This window comes from Neisseria sp. 27098_8_158 (genome assembly GCF_041433145.1).
Classification (GTDB): Bacteria; Pseudomonadota; Gammaproteobacteria; order Burkholderiales; family Neisseriaceae; genus Neisseria; species Neisseria subflava_E.
In genome coordinates this window covers 63,089-82,926 of record NZ_JAPWAZ010000003.1, presented here as the reverse complement: position 1 = coordinate 82,926, position 19,838 = coordinate 63,089, and the positions used below count along the sequence as shown (strand labels likewise).

At 51.1% G+C, this 19,838-nt stretch carries 19 protein-coding genes; 11 read left to right on the top strand and 8 right to left on the bottom strand.

The genetic code is table 11. The annotated features are described in order from the left end of the window. Positions 1 to 29: 29 nt before the first annotated feature. The 4 genes from ubiG to O3681_RS08670 form a co-directional block, all read right to left on the bottom strand. Entirely contained in the window at positions 30 to 743 is a 714-nt protein-coding gene (gene ubiG / locus O3681_RS08685) for a bifunctional 2-polyprenyl-6-hydroxyphenol methylase/3-demethylubiquinol 3-O-methyltransferase UbiG (protein ID WP_371459760.1), read from the bottom strand. 162 nt (positions 744 to 905) lie between these two features. Next, positions 906 to 1,439 (bottom strand): cytochrome c5 family protein, encoded by a 534-nt coding sequence (locus tag O3681_RS08680; protein ID WP_070815008.1) that lies wholly within the window; start codon positions 1,437 to 1,439, stop codon positions 906 to 908. A gap of 466 nt (positions 1,440 to 1,905) precedes the next feature. Next, a complete protein-coding gene (locus O3681_RS08675) occupies positions 1,906 to 2,178 on the bottom strand; it encodes a GIY-YIG nuclease family protein (protein WP_371459759.1) in 273 nt (90 codons plus the stop codon). Then, a complete protein-coding gene (locus O3681_RS08670; RefSeq protein WP_371459758.1) occupies positions 2,175 to 3,065 on the bottom strand; it encodes a LysR family transcriptional regulator in 891 nt (296 codons plus the stop codon). Before O3681_RS08670 ends, O3681_RS08675 begins: the two co-directional genes overlap by 4 nt. A gap of 189 nt (positions 3,066 to 3,254) precedes the next feature. Between O3681_RS08670 and O3681_RS08665 the strand changes: the two genes are divergently transcribed. The 7 genes from O3681_RS08665 (at position 3,255) to O3681_RS08635 (ending at position 11,072) form a co-directional block, all read left to right on the top strand. After that, entirely contained in the window at positions 3,255 to 3,815 is a 561-nt protein-coding gene (locus O3681_RS08665; RefSeq protein WP_371459757.1) for a hypothetical protein, read from the top strand. Positions 3,816 to 3,865: 50 nt separating this feature from the next. Continuing rightward, a complete protein-coding gene (locus O3681_RS08660) occupies positions 3,866 to 4,054 on the top strand; it encodes a hypothetical protein (protein WP_371459756.1) in 189 nt (62 codons plus the stop codon). 251 nt (positions 4,055 to 4,305) lie between these two features. After that, positions 4,306 to 4,962 (top strand): NAD(P)-dependent oxidoreductase, encoded by a 657-nt coding sequence (locus O3681_RS08655; protein ID WP_371459755.1) that lies wholly within the window; start codon positions 4,306 to 4,308, stop codon positions 4,960 to 4,962. 432 nt (positions 4,963 to 5,394) lie between these two features. Then, complete coding sequence (locus tag O3681_RS08650; protein ID WP_004520918.1) at positions 5,395 to 5,934, top strand: DUF924 family protein; 540 nt, start codon at positions 5,395 to 5,397, stop codon at positions 5,932 to 5,934. Positions 5,935 to 6,046: 112 nt separating this feature from the next. Beyond that, on the top strand, positions 6,047 to 7,411 hold the full coding sequence (gene mnmE, locus O3681_RS08645; RefSeq protein ID WP_371459754.1) for a tRNA uridine-5-carboxymethylaminomethyl(34) synthesis GTPase MnmE: 1,365 nt from the start codon (positions 6,047 to 6,049) through the stop codon (positions 7,409 to 7,411). 1,025 nt (positions 7,412 to 8,436) lie between these two features. After that, on the top strand, positions 8,437 to 10,239 hold the full coding sequence (gene rmuC, locus O3681_RS08640; protein WP_371459753.1) for a DNA recombination protein RmuC: 1,803 nt from the start codon (positions 8,437 to 8,439) through the stop codon (positions 10,237 to 10,239). A gap of 38 nt (positions 10,240 to 10,277) precedes the next feature. Continuing rightward, positions 10,278 to 11,072, top strand: coding sequence for a glycosyltransferase family 8 protein (locus O3681_RS08635; RefSeq protein ID WP_371459752.1), 795 nt, complete (start codon positions 10,278 to 10,280; stop codon positions 11,070 to 11,072). A gap of 171 nt (positions 11,073 to 11,243) precedes the next feature. Here the strand turns inward: O3681_RS08635 and dapD are convergent, their stop codons facing one another. From dapD to fur, 3 genes are all read right to left on the bottom strand, one after another. After that, positions 11,244 to 12,065 (bottom strand): 2,3,4,5-tetrahydropyridine-2,6-dicarboxylate N-succinyltransferase, encoded by an 822-nt coding sequence (gene dapD / locus O3681_RS08630; protein WP_003749076.1) that lies wholly within the window; start codon positions 12,063 to 12,065, stop codon positions 11,244 to 11,246. Positions 12,066 to 12,327: 262 nt separating this feature from the next. Then, positions 12,328 to 13,074: a leucyl/phenylalanyl-tRNA--protein transferase gene (gene aat, locus O3681_RS08625; RefSeq protein ID WP_371459751.1), complete on the bottom strand. Its 747-nt coding sequence runs from the start codon at positions 13,072 to 13,074 to the stop codon at positions 12,328 to 12,330. Positions 13,075 to 13,151: 77 nt separating this feature from the next. After that, positions 13,152 to 13,649 carry a ferric iron uptake transcriptional regulator gene (gene fur / locus O3681_RS08620; protein ID WP_003682812.1) on the bottom strand — a complete coding sequence of 166 codons (498 nt, stop codon included), beginning with the start codon at positions 13,647 to 13,649 and terminating at the stop codon, positions 13,152 to 13,154. Between the two features lie 151 nt (positions 13,650 to 13,800). Between fur and O3681_RS08615 the strand changes: the two genes are divergently transcribed. The 4 genes from O3681_RS08615 (at position 13,801) to gyrB (ending at position 18,578) form a co-directional block, all read left to right on the top strand. Beyond that, a complete protein-coding gene (locus O3681_RS08615; protein WP_039862532.1) occupies positions 13,801 to 14,196 on the top strand; it encodes an outer membrane protein assembly factor BamE in 396 nt (131 codons plus the stop codon). Between the two features lie 9 nt (positions 14,197 to 14,205). Continuing rightward, a complete protein-coding gene (gene dapB / locus O3681_RS08610) occupies positions 14,206 to 15,015 on the top strand; it encodes a 4-hydroxy-tetrahydrodipicolinate reductase (RefSeq protein ID WP_070504004.1) in 810 nt (269 codons plus the stop codon). A 90-nt stretch (positions 15,016 to 15,105) separates the two neighbouring features. Beyond that, positions 15,106 to 15,993, top strand: a complete 888-nt coding sequence (prmA, locus tag O3681_RS08605; RefSeq protein WP_371459750.1) for a 50S ribosomal protein L11 methyltransferase — start codon at positions 15,106 to 15,108, stop codon at positions 15,991 to 15,993. 194 nt (positions 15,994 to 16,187) lie between these two features. Continuing rightward, entirely contained in the window at positions 16,188 to 18,578 is a 2,391-nt protein-coding gene (gyrB, locus tag O3681_RS08600) for a DNA topoisomerase (ATP-hydrolyzing) subunit B (RefSeq protein ID WP_150537159.1), read from the top strand. A gap of 179 nt (positions 18,579 to 18,757) precedes the next feature. On the opposite strand, the gene queA is transcribed toward gyrB, so the two are convergent. Next, positions 18,758 to 19,786, bottom strand: a complete 1,029-nt coding sequence (queA, locus tag O3681_RS08595) for a tRNA preQ1(34) S-adenosylmethionine ribosyltransferase-isomerase QueA (protein ID WP_371459749.1) — start codon at positions 19,784 to 19,786, stop codon at positions 18,758 to 18,760. Positions 19,787 to 19,838: the final 52 nt, after the last annotated feature.

The following is a 19,838-nucleotide window of genomic DNA, read 5'->3' as shown; positions in this document are numbered from 1 at the left end:
GCAAGCCCTCATTTTTTATCCGTGTAGCCTTACGCCGGATGGCAGGCAACCATGTAGTTGACTTCGGTCGAATCGCACAGGGAATAACGGCCGCTCAACAAATTGTAGGTCATGCCCTTGCTGCCGACGGTATCCAATCCAGCTTGGCGGCACATGCGCGCGAGTTCTGCCGGCGTGATGAATTTTTTCCAATCGTGCGTGCCTTTGGGGACGAATTTCAACAGATATTCCGCACCGACAATCAGATGCAGATAAGATTTGGGATTGCGGTTGATGGTGGAGAAAAACACCATGCCGTCTGGTTTGACCAGTTTCGCGCAGGCTTGAACGATGGCGGCCGGATCGGGAACGTGTTCCATCATTTCCATACACGTTACCACATCGAAGCTGTGCGGCTGCTCGGCGGCGAGGTCTTCGACGCGGATGCAGTGGTAATCGATATTGGCAACGTGTTGAGCGGCCGCATGGGCAGCGGCGGTTTGCAGGGATTTTTCCGCCATATCGATGCCGGTCACGTGTTCTGCACCGCGTTTGGCCATGCTTTCCGACAAAATACCGCCGCCGCAGCCTACATCCAGCACGCGTTTGCCTGCCAATCCGGCATAGCCGTCGATATAGTCGAGGCGCAAGGGGTTGATGTCATGCAGGGGCTTGAATTCGCCGTTTGTATCCCACCATTTGTCGGCGATTTGGCTGAACTTGGCGATTTCGCCGGCATCTACGTTGTCGTGTTGATTGCTCATGGTTTGCTCCTGCATAAAATCATTCGCCTGATTTTAGCCGATTGCGCTTCAAAATAAAATGTTTCAGACGGCCTTTGCCCGTTTATCGGCCCTATTTCAACTTTCATCCGCCTGCCCATAAAAAACGCACCTTGCGACAAGGTGCGTTTCAATCGGCATGATTTAGAATTTAGCGCCGGATTCGTTGGCCATGTAGTCAACTGCGGCTTTCACTTCATCGTCGCTCAAGCTGCTGTTGCCGCCTTTGGCAGGCATGGAATTGAAGCCTTCGAGGGCGTGTTTGTGCAAGGTGTCTTTGCCTTGTTTAATGCGAGGCGCCCAGTCTTCTTTTTTGCCTACAGCCGGAGCGCCGGGAATCAAGCCGCCGTGGCATGCTTTACAGTTCGCTTCAAAAACGGCTTTGCCGTCTACTTTGGCGGATTCGGCAGGCTTGGCTTCAGCGGCAGGCGCTTCGGCTTTCTCTTCGGGCTTGGCGGCTTCTTCAGGTTTCGCAGCTTCCTCTGCTTTGCTGGCAGCGGCTTCAACCTTATCGGCAGCTTCTTGAGCGGCAGATGCAGTCGCATCGGCAGCAGAAGCGGCTTCGTTTTTCACTTCAGATGCAACGGCTTGAGCAGTCTCTTGTGTCTCCTGTTTAGCCTCTTGGGAACAAGCTGTCAAACCAGCCATCATCATTACGGCAATCAGTAATTTGTTCATGTTCTGTCTTTCCTTAATTTTATTTAAATCACTGTTTTATATAAACAGCTCAAAAATTCTAACACAGAAACTAATACCTTCGACCTACACTATAATAAATATTGGTATAAATCAGATTTTGTCACAAAAACTGAAAAACATATTGACACCACCTCTCTACTCGGATAGAAATTCACCCCATTTGTCATGAATCGCGATAACTTTCATTTTATTGTTCAAGCAGTTACTTATTTTATTTTCAAAGTTTCTTTTAGAATTCAACTTTTTACCGATTTCTCCATGAGTAGTGTCAACCTGAAAGCCATCCCCATCCCAAACAGGCCGTCTGAATCCCAATCAGGTTTCAGACGGCCTGTTTGACTCATGTTAATAAACATTTGCCGCTTGGCTATGCAAAAGATACCAGCAGACTTACCTATTTATGTGGTTATTCATATCCCGACTACAATTTAATCCATTGCCGCCATTAGTCTTTTACCATTGTTTCAGCTTCAGCCCACAATCCCCGCTTCTGCTCTGCCGTCAATTTCTTAATCCCAATTTCCCGTTTCAGCGCTTCACTTTTGCTCAGGCCGTCTGAAACAATGCGCATCTCAACAGGCTTGTTCAACCGCGTGTATTTCGCGCCTTTTCCTGACAAGTGCGCTGCAAATCGCTCTTGCGGACGGTTGCTGATGCCGCAATAAAACGCGCCGTTTTCGCACAAAATCAGGTAAACGCTCCAATTTTCCGCGTTCATAAATCCCCTTCCTTGGCAAAACTCTCAGTAAAAATGCGCACGGCAGCCTCGGTTTTGGCAGACTGCACACGATAAGGCGTGACCAAATAAAGGCTGACCGGCGGCAATGTCCATTCAGGCAAAACCGCTTTCAGACGGCCTTGCGCAATTTTCTCCCTCACTTCGCCGTCCACCTGCAAAGACAAACCGAAACCGCTTTCGGTCAGACTACACACTGCGGCAAGATGCGTGCAGGCAATGCTGTCGGCGACGTCGAGGAAATAGCTTTCTTCACCATTTTGCAAGGTCGTGCGGACGGGCAGGAAGTGCAGCCAGCGGTGGGTATGAAGCTGCGCGGGATGGGTAATGGGCGGATGCCGGTCAAGATAATCGGGTGCGGCGCAAATGATGTACGGCCAAGTCACGAGATGGCGCGCAACCAAGTTGGGATCGTCCAAAGCCCGGTCGCCGCCGCGTATGGCGATGTCGGTCTGATTGTGTTGCAGGTCGTCCAAGGTATCGCTGAAATTAAAGACAGGACGGATTTTAGGGAACTCGGTTTGCAATCGCGAAAAGGCCGTCTGAAAAGCACGGGAACCGATGACGCAGGAAGTCAGGGAAATCCGCAATTCACCGACGGGTTCGGTTTTCAGATTGTCGATAACGGTACGCGTATCGGCAAGCGTGGCGGCTAGACGGCGGCAGTATTCGCCCAAGGCGCGGCCGGCATCGGTAGGCGCAAGACTGCGCGTGCTGCGGTTTAACAGCTTGATGCCGTGCAGGGTTTCGAGGCGGTTGATGTGCTGGCTGACGGCAGACGGCGTCATGCCCAGCGCGGCCGCAGCGGCGTTCATACTGCCGTGTTCGAGGACGGTAGCGAAAACAAGCAGGGGTTTGATGTCTTGCATGATGTTTACTTTACTGAAATTGGTGTTTTCAGACGGCCTGTTAGGAATACTGCGGATTATATAGCGCAGATGAAAAATCGGCGCGGAACTGATTGGGCGGTTGAATAATATTTATTTATAGCCATTTGCATATTTACCCTTTTTAAGGTATACCGCCTATTGATGTTTATATTTTAAAAGGATGATTAAATGGCCGATTTCGACACATCTAACCCTTACAGACCCAAAGGACTACTGCAGCATCTGATGCGATTTTTAGGTCTTGGTTATTCTGCCGAAGATGAATATGTATATGAACGTTTGGCAGCTTTAGATTTGAATACAACGGTTTATGCCGACTTATTCTTCAATAAAACAGATGAATTTTTGATTTTGACTTCAGATTTCGGCCCTGAAATGGGGACATTTAAGGTTAATGCAGGCATAGGTGGAGGCAAAAAACAATTCCAAGGCAAAAGCTGCCCAATTTTGGGCTATATCCATGTTGGAAGCGGTACGTTCATGGATCAACCCATATACAATCTGACCTGGGCAGAAGATGATGCAAACAACCCCTTTAAAAACTGCTTATTTCAGACACTCAAACCACTGACTATATACCGTACCCGTAGCAAGTTAGGCATGGATTGGGAGCCATTCGGAAGTGATTGGTTAGGCAATATACTTTTAGTTGAAGTACTTGAAACTGACGCACACAATCAAAAATTGGAAAACTTACGCCGAGAATATCTGAAGCAACATTCAGATTAAACACATTTACGAGCACCATCGAGGCATCTTCAAAATGGGCAGGGCTGCCTGTGAAATTATCTTTGAACGCAGACGGCAAAAAACCGGCAAGCAGGGCGCTCAAACGCTTAACGGAAGCATTTGCACAACAGGCGCAACTCTACTCCCCCTTAAACGCATACCTGCTCGAACATATCCGTAAACACAACGACATCCGCACCAAAAACGAATTTTTTGCCAATTCGTATCCGACAGCGTAAAGCTTCCTTCAAGATTTAAAGCCGAAAGCATTGAATTTTGTCAATCAGAATCTCTATATCGTGTTTCACAATGATGACGATGCATTGATACCCGACGATGAATACTATTTTTATGTTTCATTTGATACAAAGGGTAACATTACCGGCATCACTTCCTGACACTGACAACAGGCCGTCTGAAGCTTAACCTCGTTTCAGACGGCCTTACAATGCACTCATCTAATCAATCACATCCCCACAAGGAGTCAAACATGAAAATCGCAGTTATTGGTGCAACAGATTATGTCGGCAACGCAGTCGTTCAAGAATTGGCAGGCCGCGGTCATGAAGTAACCGCTTTTGCTCGCAACACAAACAAAGTTTTCCAAGCGCAAAATGTTGCCGCCGTCTCAGCAGATGTCAACGCGGCAGACTTCGCCGACAAGCTGGCAGGCTTTGACGCCGTAGTCAGCGCGTTCAACCCGGGCTGGACCAATCCCAACATCGGCGCGGATTTCACACGCGGCGCAAACAGCATCGTCGAAGCGGCAAAAGCAGCGCAAGTGCCGTATCTCTTGATTGTTGGCGGCGCGGGCAGCCTGTATGTAGTACCCGGTTTGCAAGTTATCGATACGCCCGACTTCCCGAAAGAAATTTTCGACGGCGCCAATGCCGCACTCCATCTCTTGGCAGAGCTCCTGCCGCGCCGCGACGTGAACTGGTCTTTCGTTTCCCCTCCGGCACGACTGGGCGCAGACGGCGGTTTCAGCGAAGATAAAACCGGCAAATACCGCTTGGGCAAAGACGATTTGCTGATGGACGGTGAAATTCCGGCAGGCATCAGCGTTGCCGATTTGGCAGTCGCCATCGCCGACGATGCGGAAAACAAAGCGCATTTGTTTGAACGTTTTACCGTCGCCGCTGTTTAATCGTCTTAATTTAAAGGCCGTCTGAAACTAAAAGTTTCAGACGGCCTTTGCATGCGCTCATCTCATCAATCGAATCTCAACAAGAAGTCACACATGAAAATCGCAGTGATTGGTGCAACAGCTTATGTCGGCAACGCAAGCAAAGTTTTCCAAGTGCAAAATATTGTCGTCGTCTCCACATACGAATAAAATCTGTCGGCAATTTATATCAAAATTACAAAAATATTTTGAACAAAGTGAAGGAATTGTACCAGAGTAGTAAGGAGCCCATCCTGAAAAGATGTAGATCATAAATTGCATATTGTGAGCAACAATCCGCTCCGCTACCGATCTTTTCTCACGCAAGCGCTGATGGTTAAGATGATCTGAAAGCATCTCTCTAATTTTTCAGACGGCCTCAATTTTCCCTGTACTCTATTTCAAGGAGTTTTCATGACACCTCAAACTGTCTTAGATTTCTGGTTTACCGAAGAAAACCACCCTTTCCAATTTGCCCGCAACAATGGATTCGATGCCCAAATTCGCGCTCAATTTTTCGATATTTGGCAGCAGGCAGCTCGCGGCGAACTTTCACACTGGCGCGATACCCTGCAAGGCAGGCTCGCCGAAATCATTATTCTTGACCAATTCTCGCGCAATCTGTTCCGCGACAGCCCTCAAGCGTTTGCCCAAGATACTGCTGCACTCATTCTTGCCCAAGAAGCCGTTCGCCAACCCGGCTTCGCCGACCTCCTTCCGCATGAACGCCATTTCATGCTGATGCCGTTGATGCACAGCGAAAGCCAAGTTATCCATGAACAAGCCGTACCGCTGTTTGAACGCTATACCAATGAAAACGCATTGGCCTTTGAAATCAAACACAAAGTCATCATCGACCACTTCGGACGCTATCCGCACCGTAACGCCGTATTGGGGCGTAAAACCACGGAAGAAGAAGCAGAATTTCTGAAGCAGGAAGGTTCATCATTTTAATTCCATCAAAGTCAAAGGCCGTCTGAAACCGAAATCAAGGTTTTCAGACGGCCTGCATCATCGTGAAATCACTATATAATACCGTCTATTAAATTCCAGATACGAGCCAACCATGTCCGTAACCCAACCCACCATCGCCGCCATCGCTACCGCCCCCGGACGCGGCGGCGTCGGCGTGATACGTCTTTCCGGCAAAAACCTGCTGCCTTTGGCGCAAACCCTCAGCGGCGGCAAAACGCCCAAGCCGCGCACCGCGCTTTACACCGACTTTCTCGGCGGCGACGGGCAGCCGATAGACAACGGCATCCTGCTCTACTTCGCCGCGCCCGCCAGCTTTACCGGCGAAGACGTGATTGAATTGCAGGGACACGGTGGCCCTGTGGTAATGGACATGCTGCTCTCGCGCTGCCTCGAACTGGGCGCGCGCATGGCGGAGCCGGGCGAATTTACCAAACGCGCCTTCCTCAACAACAAACTCGACCTTGCCCAAGCCGAAAGCGTCGCCGACCTCATCGATGCCTCCAGCAAATCTGCCGCCCGCATGGCGTTGCGTTCGCTCAAAGGCGCGTTTTCCCAACACATACACGAGCTGGTGGACGACCTTATTACTTTGCGGATGCTGGTTGAAGCCACGCTCGACTTCCCCGAAGAAGACATCGACTTTCTCGAAGCCGCCGACGCGCGCGGCAAGCTCCAAGCGCTGCAAGGCCGTCTGAAAACCGTGCTTGCCAGTGCGGAACAAGGTGCGATTTTGCGCGAAGGCATGAACGTCGTCCTCGTCGGCGCGCCCAACGTCGGCAAATCCAGCCTGCTCAACGCCTTAGCGGGCGACGACATCGCCATCGTAACCGACATCGCCGGCACCACCCGAGACACCGTGCGCGAACAAATCACTCTCGACGGCGTGCCCGTCCACATCATCGACACCGCCGGCCTGCGCGAAACCGACGACGTGGTCGAACAAATCGGCATCGAGCGCAGCCGCAAAGCCGTCTCCGAAGCCGATGTCGCGCTGATTCTGATTGACCCGCGTGAAGGCGTGAACGCCAAAACCCAAGCCATTTTGAACAGCCTGCCCGAAGGTTTGAAAAAAATCGAAATCCACAACAAAGCCGACCTGACCGGCGAACCTGTCGCCGTCCGTTCAGACGGCCTTGCGCAAACTGGAGCGGAAAGCGTCATCAGCCTGTCTGCCAAAACCGGCGTCGGCCTCGATTTACTCAAACACGCGCTGTTGCAGGAAGTCGGCTGGCAGGGCGAAAGCGAAAGCCTGTTCCTCGCCCGCAGCCGCCACCTCAACGCCTTGCACGAAGCCGAAGCCGAGCTGGAAAACGCCGCCCTCTGCAACAACAACCAAATCGAGCTTTTCGCCGAACACCTGCGCCTCGCCCAAAACGCCTGCAGCGAAATCACCGGCGAATTTACCGCCGACGATTTACTGGGCGTGATTTTCTCGCGCTTCTGTATCGGCAAATAAAACGGTTTACCATCAAATACAAAGGCCGTCTGAATATTCAGACGGCCTTTTTTATCACCAAAACAAGCTTAATTTCACTTGCGTTTATTTATTGGCAGCTTCTGCCATATTTTTTGCGATTTTGGTCGCACCAACTGTCAAACCGGACATGCCGATCAGAGAAGCCGCGGCCAATTTGATTAATGTTTTCATTTTAACTCTTTTCTGTGTATTTAAGGGTGTTTGTGTATTTTTTATTTATCGGCATCAGCCATATTGTGGGCGATATTGGTTGCGCCAACAGTCAGGCCGGACATACCGATTAAAGAGGCTGCTGCCAGTTTGATTAAAGTTTTCATTGTTTATCTCACTTTCTTGTCTGTCGGCCGAAAAACGGCCTAAGTTGCGTTTTCTGAAGTATTGTAATTAATTCGTTTATGATTGAATTATTTGTGTACTACCGTTTCGATATTACGGGAGATGCCGATGGCAGAAGCTGATATTCCGGACATACCGATTAAAGAAGCGGCAGCAAGCGTTATTAAATTTCCCATTTTAAGTAGTCCTTTTTCATAGATACAAAATGTTATTTAACAACATACACATTTTTTCGTCGGCATCTGCGCTGCAAACAGGACGAATCATACCGTGTTAATTGTTAATTAATACAACTTTTCTGTAAAGAAAAAATACTAAAAACATACATAACAAAGATTTTAGTTAATTTATATTTTGTTTTGAAAATGACACCGATGTCTTTCTCAATGACACCGATGTCTTAATTACATACACACTACAAACGTATCTTATTGCGCCCATAAAATCCCTCCTTTTTTGTTGTAAAATCGCACTCTAAATTAAATATATTTTAAATTCAAAATGTTATAGATCTATCTTTTTCACAGCCCAAATCTTCAATTAGTCAAAACCAATACCTTTGATAGCTTCTTTTAAAGAAAACACACGTTTCTAGTACATATCCGACCATAAAATGCGCTGCAAATATATGATATAGTGAAACATTCTGCGTATTGACTATTTCCAGCATGAACAACACCCTAATCCTGACCGGCGCGGCCGCATTTTTTATCGGCGCGCTGTTTGCTTGGCTGATAACACGCTACCAAGCCCAAAGCCGACACTTTATTGTTTTGCAAGAATTGGCCGAAAGCCGCCGCCTGCATGAGTTTGCCGAACAGGTGCAGGCTCAAACTGCGGCAGACTTGGCGCAAAGCCGCCATACCGTGCAGGAATTGCAAGACGAATTGCAGGAGACGGGCAACCGCTTTGCCGCAGCCGAAAAACAGATTGCCTATCTGCAAGATTGCGAGGCCGAAGCCGAAGCTTTAAAACACGAATGTGCAAAATGGCAGCAAAGCGCGCAAAACCTGCAAATCAACAATGAACGCCTAAACACGCAGCTGGTTCAAGAACAGGCATTGAGTGCGGATAAAAATACGCTTTTACAACAGCAGGAAACGGAAAAAGGCCGTCTGAAACAAGACTACGACACGCTTTTGGAGCAAAACCATGCGCTGCAAGTCCAAAACGAACGCCTCTCCACACAACTGACCCAAGAAAAAGCCAATATCGACGATAAAAACAGCCTTTTACAGCAACAGGAAGCCGAAAAAGGCCGTCTGAAACAAGAATACGCCGCCCTTTTGGAGCAAAACCACGCGCTTCAAGTCCAAAACGAGCGCCTCAACACCCAATCGGAAAAAGACCGTCAGGCTGCCGAAGAAAAATTAGCTCTATTGGCAGATGCGCGTAAAAACCTAAGCGACCAGTTCCAAAACCTCGCCAACACTATTTTAGAAGAGAAAAGCCGCCGCTTTACCGAGCAAAACCACGATCACCTCCAGCAACTGCTCAATCCGCTCAACGAACGCATACACGGCTTCAGCGAGCTGGTTCAGCAGACTTATGAAAAAGAAGCCAAAGAGCGCTTGACCATCGAAAACGAGCTCAAACGCCTGCAAACACTCAACACCCAGCTCCACCACGATGCCAAAGCGCTGACCACTGCGCTGACCGGCACGCAAAACAAAACCCAAGGCAACTGGGGCGAGATGATTTTGGAAAGCGTATTGGAAAATTCCGGCCTACAGAAAGGCCGCGAATACATCGTTCAAGCCTCCAGCGTCCGCCACGAAGCAGACGGCACCCAGCGCCGCCTCCAGCCCGACGTCCTCATCAATCTGCCCGACAACAAACAAATCGTCATCGACTCCAAAGTATCGCTGACCGCCTACGTCCGCTATACGCAAAGCACCGGCGCAGAAGCAGAACGCGAGCTTGCCAACCACGTCGCCAGCATCCGCGCCCACATCAAAAGCTTGGCAGCGAAGGATTACACCGACCTTGAGGGCGTCAAAACGTTGGACTTCGTCTTTATGTTCGTCCCTGTCGAACCGGCCTACCTCCTCGCCCTGCAACACGATCCAAACCTCTTCCAAGAGTGTTTCGACAAACGCATCATGCTGACCGGCCCCAGCACCCTGCTCGCCACCCTGCGCACCGTTGCCAACATCTGGCGCAATGAGCAACAAAACCAAAACGCGCTGGCCATTGCCGAGGCAGGCAGCAAACTTTATGACAAATTTGTCGGCTTTGTCGAAAGCATGGACGGCATCAATAAAGCGCTTGGTCAGGCACAATCCCAGTTTCAGACGGCCTATGGCCGCTTGGTTTCCGGCAGGGGCAACCTCATCAGCAGCACCGAAAAACTGCGCAAATTGGGCATCAAAGCCGGCAAACAACTGCAACGCGATTTATTAGAAAAAGCCATGTCGGAAAACGAAGACCACGCCGCCTTACCGACCGCGCAAGGCCAAGAAAATGACTGACAAAATTTAAAACATTACAAATAAAGGGAATTTAACCAATGAGCAACATTACCATCGTCCTTGCCGCCGATACCGGCTATGCCGAACAAGTCCATACCCTGATGAAGTCCATCTGTACGCACAATACAGGTGTCAATTTCTACCTTATGCACAATACCTTCAGGAAAGAATGGATCAACTATACCAACCAAAAACTCGCCGCCAGCGGCAGCCGTCTGAATGATGTCAAAATCGAAATGGACTTCAGCCAATATCGCCGCCTACCCCATATTTCGGATGCCGCATTTTTCCGTCTGATGATGCAACATCTGCCTGTCGACCGCGCCCTTTATCTCGACAGCGATATGGTGATTACCCAATCCCTACACGATTTGTTCAACCTCGATATGCACGGTTATCCCGTTGCGGCGGTACAAGACTCCTTTCTTGCCCGTACCGAATGGAATCACCCGACCGGCCTGCACACTACGCCCTATTTCAATTCCGGTATGTTGTTGGTCGACCTGGCGCAATGGCGGGAACAGAATATCGCGGCGCAACTGCTGCAAACTGCTGCCACCATTGACAAATCCGTTCCCTACGGCGACCAATGCTTTCTAAACACCGTATTTCAAAAAAATTGGCTGCAATTGGAAGAATCTTGGAATTTCCAAACCGGCGCAGTCCAATATTTCCAAAAACGAAATCTCAGCGAAGTATTCCCCAAACCCGACACTGTTCCGCCCGTTATCCACTACACCACACGCGCCAAACCGTGGTTGTGCGATTACGGCGAGATTCCTTTTATCGAAGTCTATTGGCAATACTATTGTGCCGACTGGCCAAAAGCGTAATTTCAGGCAGAGATTTTTATCTATCATCAAAAACAAAAGGCCGTCTGAAATCGCTTCAGACGGCCTTTAAGCCATAAAAAAACAGGCAGAATATTCTGCCTGTTTTATGTTCAAACCCGACCGTAAAGCAGGCTTTTCCACCCACCTCCAGCCGGCGTCATCGTTATCCGATTAGATACCGCGCAACAATTCGTTCACGCTGGTTTTCGCACGGGTTTGCGCGTCCACGCGTTTGACGATAACCGCGCAGTAGAGGCTGTGGCTGCCGTCTTTGGAAGGCATGCTGCCAGATACGACAACCGAACCAGCCGGCACGCGGCCTTGATAGATTTCGCCGGTAGTACGGTCAAGGATTTTGGTGGATTGACCGATGAACACGCCCATAGAAATCACGCTGCCTTCTTCGACAATCACGCCCTCAACGATTTCAGAACGCGCTCCAATGAAGCAGTTGTCTTCAATAATGGTCGGGCTGGCTTGCAGAGGCTCAAGTACGCCGCCGATGCCGACGCCGCCACTCAAGTGCACGTTTTTACCGATTTGCGCGCAAGAGCCGACAGTCGCCCAAGTATCGACCATCGCACCTTCGTCAACGTATGCGCCGATATTGACATAAGAGGGCATCAACACGACATTTTTCGCCACAAAGCTGCCACGACGGGCAACGGCACCCGGAACTGCACGGAAACCTGCGCTGCGGAATTCGTCTTCAGACCAATCGGCAAATTTAGTCGGTACTTTGTCGAAGTATTTGTTCACACCGTCGTTGAGGATTTCATTGTCCTGAATGCGGAAAGACAGCAATACGGCTTTTTTCGCCCATTCGTTGACTTTCCATTCGCCCACGCCCAAACGCTCGGCAACGCGCAGTTTGCCGGAGTCGAGTTGATGAATGGTTTCCAAAACCGCTTCACGCACTTCTGGGGTAACGGTATTCGGATTGATTTCGGCACGGTTTTCAAAAGCCGTTTCAATGATGTTTTGCAAAGACATGTTGATTCCTTCAAGAGATCCGGGCCGTCTGAAACCTCTTCAGGCTACCCTATTACAAATATTTAACTCGTTATTTTGCCATGTAAAAGCGATTTCGTCAGCTATTAACATGATTAGCGCCGAGCGTTACACGGCAGGATTTCGGCTAAGCCAAGATTTTCAGACGGCCTGTTCAAGTGAATTGAATGACATTTATTTTCCAACCGGTTTCCCAGCCGCAATATGCAAACTGTCGATTCTGCCGACACACCGTGCCGATAAATCAATCTTCGCCGCCAATCTTTTGCAGCAGATTTTCAGCCACCACGCCGCATTCGGTATCCCGCTTTAACGGTTTCGCGTTCAAATCTTTCAAGGCCGTCTGAAAGTCGGCGAAATCCATCAACTGCGAACCGAAACGGCGCATATGTTCGGTATCCTGCTGACAGTCTATCAGCGCAACACCCAAATCCGCCAAAAACGGTACGGCGCGGGCAAATGCAATCTTTGACGCATCGGGACGCAAGGCAAACATCGATTCGCCATAAAACACGCAGCCGATTTGCACGCCGTAAAACCCGCCTGCCAACTGCATTTCGCCTTGCTCATCCGGCAGCCAGCATTCAAACGAATGCGCATGCCCCTGATGGTGCAGCTTCAAATAGGCCGTCTGAAACGCAGGTTCTATCCACGTTCCGTCCTGTTCCGGACGCGGCACATTGGCGCAATGGGCAATTACTTTTTCAAAACAGTGGTTGACCGTTACCCGATACGGCTTGTGACGCAAAGTTTTGGCGAGCGAACGGCCGATATGCAGGCTTTCCGGCACAATTACGGCTCGCGGCGCAACCGCATACCAGAAAAACCAACCATCGCGGCTAAACCACGGAAAAATCCCCTGCCCATACGCCGACAGCAGCCGCCCCGTATCCAAATCGCCACTGACGCCAACCAAGCCGTCGCATTCATCTAATGCGTAAGACGGGTCGGGGAAACGATAATCCCGTGGCGCAAGTAAAGGAATCTTCATCGCAAAGCCCATAAAGTTTCAGACGGCCTTAGGCTGAAAATGCCCAAGGCCGTCTGAAAAATCAACATACAAACTGCTTAACGTTTGGTTTTGGTTTGGCATTCGCCGCATACACCGTACATATACAGCGCGTGGTCGACGATGCGGTAGCCGTTTTCTTCGGCGATTTTGTCTTGCAGCGCTTCGATTTCCGGATTGTGGAATTCGGTTACTTCGCCGCATTTCACGCAGACGATGTGGTCGTGGTGGTCGCCTTTGTCCAATTCGTAAACCGCTTTGCCGGTTTCGAAATGGTGGCGTTGCAAAATGCCGGCCTGTTCAAACTGGGTCAACACACGGTAAATCGTCGCCACGCCGATTTCCACACCCTCTTCCAACAGGATACGGTACACATCTTCCGCACTCAAATGCTCCTCGGCATGAGTCTCAAACAAGTCCAAAATTTTCAAACGTGGACCCGTAACTTTCAAACCGCTGTCTTTCAATTGCGCAATGTTGCTGAATTTTTCCATAATATTCAATATCCCTGTAAGGTAATAACCGTTATAATACGCACTTTCCGCCCGTTTGCCCACTATTGGGCCGTTAAAGGGCGGCAATCTGCCGCCGGTCTTGCAATTGAAAATCGGCGAAAAGAAAAATTAAGAAGATGATTATCGTTTGCTTTTTAAAAATATTCAAGCGATGATAAACATCTTTCCCGAAATGACACAGAAAGGTAAGCCCGTGAATAAAGCCTTATGCCTTGCCATCGCCGCTATTTTAGGTCTGGCCTCATGCAGTGCCGAGCGCGTATCCAACTTTCCATCCTACAAACTTAAAATCATTCAAGGTAACGAGCTCAATCCCCGCGCCGTGGTTTCCCTGCGCCAAGGTATGACCCGCGACCAAGTCCAACTGCTGCTCGGCACGCCGCTCCTGCGCGACGCCTTCCACGCCGACCGCTGGGATTACACTTTCAACACCAGCCGCAACGGCATCATCAAAGAACAAAGCAACCTGACCCTGTACTTTGAAAACGACGTCCTCGCACGCGCCGAAGGCGATGCCATCCAAAAATCCATCGAAGCCGTTCAAGCCGGACAAAACGTCGTTCCGACCACCGAAACCAACGCGAAATAAGGAAGCCCCATGAGCGCATTGAAAATCGCCATTGCCGGCGTCAACGGCCGCATGGGCCGCGTTTTGGTTGAAGCGGTCAACAACCATCCCGATGCCGTCCTCTCCGGCGCACTCGAGCATTCCGGTTCAGAAGTATTGGGTTTGGATGCAGGCTTCGCCTCCGGCCTCAAAACCGGCGTCGCCATTTCAGACGACGTAGATGCGGTTTTGGCTCAAAGCGATGTCCTTATCGACTTTACCCGTCCCGAGCCAACCCTGAAACACCTGCAAAAATGCGTGGAAAAAGGCGTCAACATCATCATCGGCACGACCGGTTTTGACGACGCAGGCAAAGCTGCCATCCAAGCCGCAGGCGAGAAAACAGGCGTTGTTTTCGCAGCCAACTTCAGCGTCGGCGTCAACCTGACCTTCCATATCCTCGACACCGTCGCCCGCGTGTTAAACGAAGGCTACGACATCGAAATCATCGAAGGCCACCACCGCCACAAAGTCGATGCCCCAAGCGGCACCGCGTTACGCATGGGTGAAGTCATTGCCGACGCCCTCGGCCGCGACCTCAAAGAATGCGCCGTTTACGGCCGCGAAGGCCACACCGGTCCGCGCGATCCGTCCACCATCGGTTTTGCCACCGTCCGCGCAGGCGACATCGTCGGCGACCACACCGCCCTCTTCGCCACTGACGGCGAGCGCGTGGAAATCACCCACAAGGCCAGCAGCCGCATGACCTTTGCCGCCGGTGCTGTACGCGCCGCAGTTTGGGCAAACGGCAAAAAAGGTCTGTACGATATGCAAGACGTACTGGGTTTGAAAAACCGATAAACCCGCATCATCAGGTTTCATACCTTACAAGGCCGTCTGAAAGCACAACGTCGATTTTCAGACGGCCTTATTAAAAAAGAAAGCCCCACCATGTCCTATCAACAAATCACCATCAACGTCAACGATGCCGTCGCCGAACGCCTTGCCGACACGCTGATGGAACACGGCGCATTGTCCGCCGCCATTGAAGATGCCTACGCCGGTACAGAAAACGAGCAGGCCATTTTCGGCGAGCCGGGCATGCCGACCGAGCAAATCTGGCAACAAAGCAAAGTCATCGCCCTTTTCGGCGAAAGCGACGATGCCGCTTCCATTATCGAAGCCGCCGCGCAGGAATGCGGTTTGAACGATTTGAAATACACCGGCGAAATCCTTGAAGATCAAGACTGGGTACGCCTGACCCAAGCGCAATTCGACCCAATTCAAATTTCCGAGCGCCTGTGGATTACCCCGTCTTGGCACGAAGCGCCCAACGGCAACGCCGTCAACCTGCAACTCGACCCGGGCCTTGCCTTCGGCACAGGCAGCCATCCGACCACACGTCTCTGCCTCAAATGGCTGGACACGCAGCTCAAAGGCGGCGAAAGAGTATTGGACTACGGCTGCGGCTCAGGCATTTTGGCCATTGCCGCCCTCAAACTCGGCGCAGGCTCCGCCATCGGCGTAGACATTGACGAACAAGCCATCCGCGCCAGCAAAGACAATGCCGCGCAAAACAACGTCGACGCACAGTTCTACCTGCCGGACGGCCTGCCGCAAGGCCAATTTGATGTCGTTGTCGCCAACATTCTGGCCAACCCGTTGCGTATGCTCGGCGAAATGCTTGCCGCACGCACCAAACAAGGCGGCCGCATTGTCTTGTCCGGCCTTTTGGACGAACAAGTCGAAGAACTCAGCGACATTTACAACCAATGGTTCGACATTGAGCCTGCCGAAATCGAAGAAGGCTGGGCGCGATTGAGCGGCGTCAAACGCTAAACCTGTTTTCCGATACAAAGGCCGTCTGAAATTTAATCTTTCAGACGGCCTTTTTGCACTTAAAACGCTGAATATTCCAGCAAAATCAGGTATAATTGCCTATTATTTTGACCTTTCGGAACACATCCGCCGCGCCCGTTTGACATTTCATCGCGCTCACGGAAAAATTCCTTGAAATTCAGCAAGAAAAGACCATGACTGACCAAAAACACGAAGAATACGGCGCCGACAGCATACAAGTGCTGGAAGGCTTGGAAGCGGTACGCAAACGCCCCGGTATGTATATCGGCGACACGCAGGACGGCAGCGGCCTGCACCACATGGTGTTCGAGGTGCTCGACAACGCCATTGACGAAGCGCTCGCCGGCCATTGCGACAAAATCACCGTAACCATCCATGCCGACAATTCCGTCAGCGTGGCCGACAACGGCCGCGGCATGCCGACCGGCATCCACCCGAAAGAAGGCCGCTCCGCCGCCGAAGTCATCATGACCGTCTTGCACGCAGGCGGCAAATTCGACAACAACAGCTACAAAATCTCCGGCGGCTTGCACGGCGTGGGCGTATCCGTCGTCAACGCGCTGTCCGACTGGGTAACGCTGACCATCTACCGTGACGGCAAAGAACACTTCGTCCGCTTCGTACGCGGCGAAACCGAAGAGCCGTTGAAGGTCGTCGGCGATTCCGACAAAAAAGGTACAACCGTACGCTTCCTTGCCAGCAGCGAAACCTTCGGCAATGTCGAATACAGCTTCGACACCCTTGCCAAACGCATCCGCGAACTCTCCTTCCTGAATAACGGCGTAGATATCGAGCTGATCGACGAACGCGACGGCAGACACGAAAGCTTCGCCCTCTCCGGTGGCGTGGCCGGCTTCGTGCAATACATGAACCGCAAAAAAACGCCGTTGCACGAAAAAATCTTCTACGCGTTCGGCGAAAAAGACGGCATGAGCGTGGAATGCGCGATGCAATGGAACGACAGCTACCAAGAAAGCGTGCAGTGCTTCACCAACAACATCCCTCAGCGCGACGGCGGTACGCACCTGACCGCATTACGCCAAGTGATGACCCGTACCATCAACAACTATATCGAAGCCAACGAAGTCGCCAAAAAAGCTAAAGTGGAAACCGCCGGCGACGATATGCGCGAAGGCCTGACCTGCGTTTTGTCCGTCAAACTGCCCGACCCGAAATTCTCATCGCAAACCAAAGACAAACTGGTTTCCAGCGAAATCGGCCCCGTTGTCAACGAAGTTATCAACCAAGCCTTGACCGACTTCCTTGAAGAAAACCCGACCGAAGCCAAAATCATCACCAGCAAAATCGTCGATGCTGCGCGCGCTCGCGAAGCCGCCCGCAAAGCACGCGAAATTACCCGCCGCAAAGGCGTGATGGACGGCTTGGGCCTGCCGGGTAAACTTGCCGACTGCCAAGAAAAAGACCCTGCCCTGTCCGAACTCTACCTCGTCGAGGGCGACTCCGCAGGCGGTTCCGCCATGCAAGGCCGCGACCGCAAATTCCAAGCGATTTTGCCGCTTAAAGGTAAAATTTTGAACGTCGAAAAAGCACGTTTTGAAAAAATGCTGGCCAGCCAAGAAGTCGCCACGCTGATTACCGCTTTGGGCGCAGGCATCGGCAAAGAAGAATTCAATGCCGAAAAACTGCGCTACCACCGCATCATCATCATGACCGATGCCGACGTGGACGGCGCGCACATCCGCACCCTGCTCCTGACCTTCTTCTACCGCCAAATGCCCGAGCTGGTCGAACGCGGCTACATCTACATCGCCCAGCCGCCTTTGTACAAAGCCAAATACGGCAAACAAGAGCGCTATCTCAAAGACGAATTGGAAAAAGACCAATGGCTGCTCGGTTTGGCATTGGAAAAAGCCAAAATCGTTTCAGACGGCCGCACCATCGAAGGTGAAGAGCTTGCCAATACCGCCAAACAATTCCTGTTGGCGAAAACCGTCATCGAGCAAGAAAGCCGCATCATTGACGAACTCGTCCTGCATGCCATGCTGCACGCTTCGCCGGTCGATCTCAGCACGGCAGAAAGCGCAGACCGCGCCGTTGCCGAATTGAGCGGCCTCTTGGACGAAAAAGAAGTCGCACTCGAACGCATCGAAGGCCACGAAGGACACCAGTTCATCAAAATCACACGCAAGCTGCACGGCAATGTGATGGTGAGCTACCTAGAGCCTAAGTTCCTCAACAGCAAAGCCTACCAAACCCTTACCCAAACCGCCGCCGCACTCAAAGGCATGGTCGGCAAAGGGGCGAAGCTCTACAAAGGCGACAACGAATACGACATCGACAGCTTTGAAGCCGCTTTGGACATCTTGATGAGCGTTGCCCAAAAAGGCATGTCCATCCAACGATACAAAGGCTTGGGTGAGATGAATCCAGAACAACTTTGGGAAACCACGATGGATCCTACCGTCCGCCGCCTCCTGAAAGTCCGCATCGAAGACGCCATCGCCGCCGACGAAGTGTTCGTAACCCTGATGGGCGACGAAGTCGAACCGCGCCGTGCCTTCATCGAAAACAACGCCCTGCTGGCACAAAACATCGATGCCTAAGCATGGAAAGATAAAAGGCCGTCTGAAAAACTATTTTCAGACGGCCTTTTTGTTTTTGTACTTTGTTTCTTACAACTCAAATCCCAACAACTTCGCGTGTTTTAATAGAGCGTTCCAACTGATTCGGATTCGGGACAATCCCAAATAACCAGTTTAAAACGCTCCAATCCGCTTCCGCTTTATTCCGCTTTCCCTAAAATCATCGCATCGCCATAGCTGAAAAAGCGGTATTCCTGTTCCACCGCATGGCGGTAAACGCTGCGGATATGCTCCATGCCCGAAAACGCGCTGACGAGCATCAGTAAGGTTGATTTGGGCAGGTGAAAGTTGGTAATCAAGCGGTCGGCAACATTGAAGCGGTAACCCGGCGTAATAAAAATATCGGTATCGCCGCGACCGGCTTTCAGACGGCCTGTTTCGCGTGCAGCGGATTCCAAGGCGCGCATGGAGGTTGTACCCACTGCCCACACTTTATTGCCGCGCGCTTTGGCGGCTTCAACGGCGGCAACAGTCTCGACCGGTACGTCAGACCACTCGCTGTGCATTTTGTGTTCTTCAATTTTATCGACGCGCACGGGTTGGAATGTGCCGGCACCGACGTGCAGGGTGACTTCCGCAGTTTCTACGCCTTTGGCTTTCAGACGGCCCAACAACTCATCGGTAAAGTGCAAACCTGCCGTCGGCGCGGCCACTGCGCCTTGATACTTGGCGTACACGGTCTGATAGCGGCTGTCGTCTTCATCATCGGCCGCGCGTTCGATATAAGGCGGCAAAGGCAGATGGCCGTTTTGCTCCAAAAGTTCGTAAACAGTTTGCTCACCTTCAAATTTCAGGCAAAACAATTCCTCCGCGCGCTCCATCATGACGGCACGGATATCGCCTTCAAAAATCAATTCTGTACCCGGTTTCGGCGATTTGGACGAGCGGATGTGCGCCAATGCGGTGTGCGCGTCCAATACTCGTTCAATCAGGGCTTCGATTTTGCCGCCGCTGGCTTTTTGGCCGAACAGGCGTGCCTTCATCACTTTGGTATTGTTAAACACCAGCACATCGCCCGGTGCGACATAATCGGGTAAATCGCCGAAATGTTTGTCTTCAATCGGCAATGTAGGCAAGGCAACCAGAAGCCTGCTGCTGCCGCGCACTTCCGGCGGATGCTGGGCAATCAGTTTTTCGGGCAATTCAAAATCAAAATCGGAAATATCCATTGTCGTGCATAATTTAAAAAAAACAGGCGCCATTATACGCGCAAAGTTGGTT

What these genes read in the sequence shown, in the direction of transcription:
- rmuC (WP_371459753.1), top strand. Translation starts at nt 8,437, where the DNA reads ATGAACAACACCCTAATCCTGACCGGCGCGGCCGCATTTTTTATCGGC.
- aat (WP_371459751.1), bottom strand. Translation starts at nt 13,074, where the DNA reads ATGAAGATTCCTTTACTTGCGCCACGGGATTATCGTTTCCCCGACCCG.
- queA (WP_371459749.1), bottom strand. Translation starts at nt 19,786, where the DNA reads ATGGATATTTCCGATTTTGATTTTGAATTGCCCGAAAAACTGATTGCC.
- mnmE (WP_371459754.1), top strand. Translation starts at nt 6,047, where the DNA reads ATGTCCGTAACCCAACCCACCATCGCCGCCATCGCTACCGCCCCCGGA.
- O3681_RS08680 (WP_070815008.1), bottom strand. Translation starts at nt 1,439, where the DNA reads ATGAACAAATTACTGATTGCCGTAATGATGATGGCTGGTTTGACAGCT.
- O3681_RS08650 (WP_004520918.1), top strand. Translation starts at nt 5,395, where the DNA reads ATGACACCTCAAACTGTCTTAGATTTCTGGTTTACCGAAGAAAACCAC.
- O3681_RS08655 (WP_371459755.1), top strand. Translation starts at nt 4,306, where the DNA reads ATGAAAATCGCAGTTATTGGTGCAACAGATTATGTCGGCAACGCAGTC.
- gyrB (WP_150537159.1), top strand. Translation starts at nt 16,188, where the DNA reads ATGACTGACCAAAAACACGAAGAATACGGCGCCGACAGCATACAAGTG.
- O3681_RS08670 (WP_371459758.1), bottom strand. Translation starts at nt 3,065, where the DNA reads ATGCAAGACATCAAACCCCTGCTTGTTTTCGCTACCGTCCTCGAACAC.
- prmA (WP_371459750.1), top strand. Translation starts at nt 15,106, where the DNA reads ATGTCCTATCAACAAATCACCATCAACGTCAACGATGCCGTCGCCGAA.
- O3681_RS08665 (WP_371459757.1), top strand. Translation starts at nt 3,255, where the DNA reads ATGGCCGATTTCGACACATCTAACCCTTACAGACCCAAAGGACTACTG.
- O3681_RS08635 (WP_371459752.1), top strand. Translation starts at nt 10,278, where the DNA reads ATGAGCAACATTACCATCGTCCTTGCCGCCGATACCGGCTATGCCGAA.
- O3681_RS08675 (WP_371459759.1), bottom strand. Translation starts at nt 2,178, where the DNA reads ATGAACGCGGAAAATTGGAGCGTTTACCTGATTTTGTGCGAAAACGGC.
- dapB (WP_070504004.1), top strand. Translation starts at nt 14,206, where the DNA reads ATGAGCGCATTGAAAATCGCCATTGCCGGCGTCAACGGCCGCATGGGC.
- dapD (WP_003749076.1), bottom strand. Translation starts at nt 12,065, where the DNA reads ATGTCTTTGCAAAACATCATTGAAACGGCTTTTGAAAACCGTGCCGAA.
- ubiG (WP_371459760.1), bottom strand. Translation starts at nt 743, where the DNA reads ATGAGCAATCAACACGACAACGTAGATGCCGGCGAAATCGCCAAGTTC.